This window comes from Duganella levis, assembly GCF_009857605.1.
GTDB lineage: Bacteria > Pseudomonadota > Gammaproteobacteria > Burkholderiales > Burkholderiaceae_D > Rugamonas > Rugamonas levis.
This window is the reverse complement of record NZ_WWCT01000066.1, coordinates 1-5296: the sequence shown is the minus strand read 5'-3', so window position 1 is coordinate 5296 and position 5296 is coordinate 1. Positions and strand designations below refer to the sequence as shown.

At 65.5% G+C, this 5296-nt stretch carries 6 protein-coding genes and 1 pseudogene; all 7 read left to right on the top strand.

Features of this window, described 5'->3' with window-relative positions; genetic code table 11:
• Window positions 1–357: pseudogene (locus tag GTP69_RS30615) on the top strand (hypothetical protein); the annotation flags it as partial.
• Window positions 347–1057 (top strand): type II secretion system protein, encoded by a 711-nt coding sequence (locus GTP69_RS30610; RefSeq protein WP_229261229.1) that lies wholly within the window; start codon window positions 347–349, stop codon window positions 1055–1057. The pseudogene GTP69_RS30615 and the gene GTP69_RS30610, both read left to right, overlap by 11 nt.
• Entirely contained in the window at window positions 1054–1821 is a 768-nt protein-coding gene (locus GTP69_RS30605; RefSeq protein WP_161058399.1) for an ABC transporter permease, read from the top strand. The genes GTP69_RS30610 and GTP69_RS30605 overlap by 4 nt, the downstream gene beginning before the upstream one ends.
• An 8-nt stretch (window positions 1822–1829) precedes the next feature.
• Window positions 1830–2537, top strand: coding sequence for a hypothetical protein (locus GTP69_RS30600; RefSeq protein ID WP_161058398.1), 708 nt, complete (start codon window positions 1830–1832; stop codon window positions 2535–2537).
• A gap of 40 nt (window positions 2538–2577) precedes the next feature.
• The gene (locus GTP69_RS30595) at window positions 2578–3141 is read left to right on the top strand and encodes a prepilin-type N-terminal cleavage/methylation domain-containing protein (RefSeq protein ID WP_161058397.1); all 564 of its coding nucleotides are present in this window, start codon (window positions 2578–2580) and stop codon (window positions 3139–3141) included.
• A gap of 66 nt (window positions 3142–3207) precedes the next feature.
• Window positions 3208–4275, top strand: coding sequence for a phosphotransferase (locus tag GTP69_RS30590; protein WP_161058396.1), 1068 nt, complete (start codon window positions 3208–3210; stop codon window positions 4273–4275).
• A 114-nt stretch (window positions 4276–4389) separates the two neighbouring features.
• On the top strand, window positions 4390–5296 hold a 907-nt coding region (locus GTP69_RS30585), incomplete at its 3' end, for a cache domain-containing protein (protein WP_202424641.1).

The following is a 5296-nucleotide window of genomic DNA, read 5'->3' as shown; positions in this document are numbered from 1 at the left end:
GGCCAATCCGACGGTCCCGGCGCGCGCGGCGCGGACGGCAACTATACGCAAGGCCCCGGCCAGCCACCAGGCGCTGGCCGTCCCGGTGCGCCAAGCGGCACGGCTGCCAAACCAGCGGCGCCCCCGCCACCGCCGGTGCTGGTGATGAGCGGTGTGCTGCGCCGAAGCGACAACCGCACCACCGTCTGGCTCAACGACCAGCCACAGTATGGCGCACAGAAAAGCACCTCTCAGCGGTCCGGCGCGACCACGCCGAACGTCACGGTCACACTGCCATCGGGGAAAAGAGTCACCCTCAAGGCCGGCCAGCGCTACGACCTGAATGAAGGCCGCATCAAGGATATCAATGAACCATAGGATGACGCACCGCCAGTCCGGCTTCACGCTGGTGGAAATCGCCATCGTGCTGCTGATCGTCGGCCTGATGATCGGCGGCATGCTGGCGCCGCTGTCGTCGCAGATGGAGCAGCGCCGCGTCACCGACACCAAACGCGCGATGGAAGAAGCGCGCGAGGCGCTATATGGCTTCGCGCTGCGCAATGGCTACCTGCCCTGCCCCGCCATCTCGTCCACCAACGGACTGGAAGACCGCACCGGCAATGCGTGCAACAAGCGCTATGGTTTCCTGCCATGGGCCACGCTCGGCGTCAGCCGGCTCGATGGGTGGGACCGGCTGATGGGCTATTCCGTCACACCGGCGTTTGGTGACTCATACAACCTGTTCACGCTGCGCACACCGCGCGACATTACCATCGGCACCCGCAGCGCCAATGGCCAGTTGGTGCGGGCCTCCGCCATTAGCGATATTCCCGCCGTTATTGTCTCCTTTGGCCACAACGGCTATGGCGCCACCAGCGACCAGGATACCGTCATCATCGACGCCGGTGCCGGCAATGTCGACGAGAAGAACAACCTGCAAGCCACCGGCACCACGCTGATCATGCGCGACGCCACCGAAGACGCGCACACACCCGGCGGCGCCTTTGACGACATGGTGCTGTGGATCTCGCCGAACATCCTGTACAACCGCATGGTGGCGGCGCAGCGTTTGCCATGATGCAGCCAGCACTCACCATCGCCCACTACACGTTGCTGGAAGCTTTGCGCAACCGGCTGCTGTGGCTTGTGCTGATGATGATGGCCGGCGCCGTTGCGGTCAGCGGCTTCCTGAATGAACTGGCGCTGACCGAGAGCCGTCAATTGCAGGCCGCTTTGCTGGGTGCCGTGCTGCGCTTCGCAGCGGTGTTTTTGGTGGCGACCTTTGTGATCACCAGCATGGCGCGTGAGGCCAATGACAAGGGACTGGAATTACTGATGGCGTTGCCGATGCCGCGTGCGGTTTACCTGTTCGGCAAGCTGGCAGGATTTGGCGCGCTGGCGATGCTGCCTGCATTGCTGTTTGGCGCGCTGGGCCTGTTCTTTGCGCCGCCCGCGCAGGCCGCGCTGTGGGCGTTCTCGCTGTTGTGCGAATGCTGGATTGTGGCGGCGTTCGGCGTGTTGTGCATGCTGACGCTGAATCAGGTGCTGCCGGCGCTGGCGGCGTCGTTTGCGTTTTATCTGCTGGCGCGCGTGATCGGCGCGTTGCAATTGCTGGGCCACGGCGCCAGCACCGTGCAAAGCGGCGGCCAGCAAGTTCTCAACGCCGGCATTGACGGCCTGGCGCTGCTGCTGCCGCATCTGGACCAGTTCACGCGCAGCGACTGGCTGGTGTACCACCGCGGCAGCGGCGCCGACCTCACGACCATCGCCGCGCAAACAGCCATCTACGTCGCCCTGATGGCCGCCGCCGCGCTGTTCGACCTGCATCGCAAAGCCATCTGAGGCCGCACATGCCGCCCGCCCAACCATCCCGCCAGTCAGCGCCGCGCGCCGTGCTGCTGGCCGTGCTGTTTGCGCTGATGCTGCAAATCCTCTGGCAAGCCAGCCGTCCGCCCGCCCGCGCGCGCGCGCAAGACCTGCCGCCGGCGCCGTCGCTAGTCACGCTGCAACTGGCCGCGCTGGGCGACCCGATAGCACTATCCAAAGCCACCATGCTGTACGTTCAAGGCTTTGACGAACAAGCTGGCATCAGCATCGCCTGGCGCAACCTCGATTACACCAAAGTCGCGCTCTGGCTGCAGCGCGTGCTGGACCTCGACCCGCGCAGCCAATATCCGCTGCTGGCCGCGAGCGAAGTCTACGGCTCCGTCAGCGACCCGGCGCGCTCGCGCCTGATGCTGGACTTCGTCTACGCCCGCTTCACCGAAGACCCCAACCGCCGCTGGCCATGGCTGGCCCACGCCGCGCTGGTCGCCAAGCACCGCCTGCACGACCTGCCACTGGCGCGCCGCTACGCCGCCGCCATCCGCATGCAAGCCACCGGCCCCAACGTCCCCGCCTGGGCCAGGGAACTGGAAATCTTCATCGCCGAAGACATGAACGAGCTGGACGCCGCGCGCGCGCTGATCGGCGGCCTGCTACAAAGCGGCCAGATCACCGATCCCAACGAGCTCAAATTCCTGGCCGCGCGCCTCGACCAACTCAACCAAAAACACTAGCGCTTGCTATACTACGAGCCATCATCAGAAAGGATTTCCCATGCGCCCACAATTCGCACGCCAACGCGGCTTTACCCTGGTGGAAATCGCCATCGTACTGGTCATCATCGGCCTGCTGCTGGGCGGCGTGCTCAAAGGCCAGGGGCTGATCGACAGCGCCCGCGTCAAGAACATCATCCAGCAATCGACCTCGCTGACTGCCGCTGTCAACGCCTATCAGGATAAATTCCGCGCCCTGCCCGGCGACGACGTCCAAGGCACCGTGCACGCGCCTGGCGCCACCGGCAACGGCAATGGCGACGGCCAGATCACCGAATACCTGCTGGCGCCGCAACACCTGGCGCTGGCCGGCTTCATCACCGGTTCCTACAACGGCACCAGCGACTTCATGACCAGCGCCCAGGGCGGCGCCGTCTACATCTACAACGACGTGGTGGCCGGCCGCGGCGGCAACGGCATCCGCCTCGACAACCTGCCCGACTCGTTCGCCGAACAACTCGATAGCAAGCTGGATGACGGCAAATACAACACCGGCTCCGTGCGCGCCACCGGCGCCTACACCAACAACGGCAGCGTCATCCAACGCACCGCCGTGTTCTTCTGAGATTAAAAGCACAATCGTACTTTTTTAATCTAAAATGGCTGTCACCAATAAAAAGCAGGAGACAGCATGTTTGAAGAATTCATCGGCACCAAACCGGTCTCGGCGCGCCACCAGTTCGACACCGCCGCCCTCAACGCCTGGCTGCGCCAGCACGTCGAAGGCTATCCGGATGGCGAGCTGAGCGCCGAACAATTCAAGGGCGGCCAGTCCAATCCCACGTTCAAGCTGAGCGTCGGCGGACAGAACTACGTTCTGCGCACCAAGCCGGGGCCGGCCGACAAGCTGCTGCCCTCCGCCCACGCCATCGAACGCGAATACCGCGTCATGGACGCGCTGCAACAGCACGGCTTCCCGGCGCCGAAACAATACGCGCTGTGCACCGACGAAGCCATCATCGGCCGCGCCTTCTACGTGATGGAATGCGTGGAAGGCCGCGTGCTGTGGGACCAGTCGCTGCCCGGCATGGCGCCCGCCGAACGGGCCGCCATCTACGACGAACTGAACCGCGTCATCGCCCAGCTGCACACAATCGACTACGCCGCCATCGGCCTGGCCGACTACGGCAAACCCGGCAACTACTTCGCGCGCCAGATCGAACGCTGGACCAAGCAATACCTGGCCTCGCAAACGGAAACCATCGAAGCCATGGACCAGCTGATCGCCTGGCTGCCAGCCCACATCCCGCCGGGCGACGACACGTCCATCGTGCACGGCGACTTCCGCCTCGATAACATGCTGTTCCACCCGACCGAGCCGCGCATCCTGGCCGTGCTGGACTGGGAACTGTCGACGCTGGGCCATCCGTTCGCCGACTTCTCCTACCACTGCATGAGCTGGCATATTCCGCCCGGCCAGTTCCGCGGCATCGCCGGGCTGGACCTGCAAGCGCTGGGCATTCCGACCCAGCAGGAATACATCGCCCGCTACGCCGAGCGCACCGGCAAGACCATCCAGCTGAGCGACTTCAACTTCTACCTCGCGTTTAATATGTTCCGCCTGGCCAGCATCATGCAAGGCATCATGAAGCGCTACGTCGACGGCACCGCCGCCAGCGCCCAGGCACTGGAGTCGGGCAAGATGGCGCGGCCGATGGCGGAGCTGGGCTGGTCCTACGCCTGCGGCAAGCCGATCTAGTCGTCCGGGTCGAGGATGATGTGGCGGCCAAGCGCCGTCCACGACAAAAGCCCTTTCTGAAACCGTTGTCCTCGGCTACTATCGTGCTGCCAGCACAAGACTGAGGCCAACCGCGTGCCAGAAACACAACGCAAACCATTACCATCCATCCGCTCGCAGATCGCGCTGCTGGTCCTGGCTTGCGCGCTGCCCACCGTGGTCGGCTTTGGCGCGCTGGTCGGCCAGTTCTACAGCCGCGAGCGCGACACCCTCAAGGAAGACACCCAGCAAGCCGCGCGCGCCGTCGCCGCCGCCATCGACCGCGACCTGGTGCAGAGCGAAGGCGCGGCCACCGCACTGGCCTCCTCGCCCAGCCTGCGCACCAACGACCTGGACGCGCTGCGCTTGCAGGCCGGCGCGCTGCTCAGTCCACAGTTTCCCTCGTCACAATTCATCTTGAGCGACAGCACCGGCAAGGCCGTGCTGAACGTCGGCGCCGCGCTGCCGGACACGCTCAACCCGGTCGGCAACCACCACCGGCTGGCGCCGCTGTTCGGTCACGGCCGGCCGCAGATGTCGGTGGTGGTGGTGGAAGGCAGCGCGCTGCTGGCGCTCGACGTGCCGGTATTCATCGACAGCCACGTCGCCTACGCCATGACCGCGCTGCTGAAGCCGGACCGGCTGGCGCGCATCCTCAAGGACGAACACATCAGCGCCGACCAGGCCATGACCCTGTACGACGCCGACGGCAACGTAGTGGCCCAGGCCGGCGGCCCGCGCCTGCTGCTGGGCCATGCGGCGGCGCCAGCGCTGCGCGAACAACTGCACAAGGCGGCCGAAAACCTGCTCGACACCGAAGACGCCCAGGGCACGCCGGTGTATCTGGGCCTGAGCCGGGCGCCGGTGAGCGGCGCGGTGGTCGGCATCGCCACGCCGCAAGCCAAGGCCTACGAGGAACTGCTGCGCGCCGTGGCGCTGATCGCCGCCACCATGATCGCCGTGCTGGCGGCCGGCTTTTCGCTGGCGTGGGCGGTCGGCGGCC

What these genes read in the sequence shown, in the direction of transcription:
- GTP69_RS30590 (WP_161058396.1), top strand. Translation starts at nt 3,208, where the DNA reads ATGTTTGAAGAATTCATCGGCACCAAACCGGTCTCGGCGCGCCACCAG.
- GTP69_RS30605 (WP_161058399.1), top strand. Translation starts at nt 1,054, where the DNA reads ATGATGCAGCCAGCACTCACCATCGCCCACTACACGTTGCTGGAAGCT.
- GTP69_RS30610 (WP_229261229.1), top strand. Translation starts at nt 347, where the DNA reads ATGAACCATAGGATGACGCACCGCCAGTCCGGCTTCACGCTGGTGGAA.
- GTP69_RS30600 (WP_161058398.1), top strand. Translation starts at nt 1,830, where the DNA reads ATGCCGCCCGCCCAACCATCCCGCCAGTCAGCGCCGCGCGCCGTGCTG.
- GTP69_RS30595 (WP_161058397.1), top strand. Translation starts at nt 2,578, where the DNA reads ATGCGCCCACAATTCGCACGCCAACGCGGCTTTACCCTGGTGGAAATC.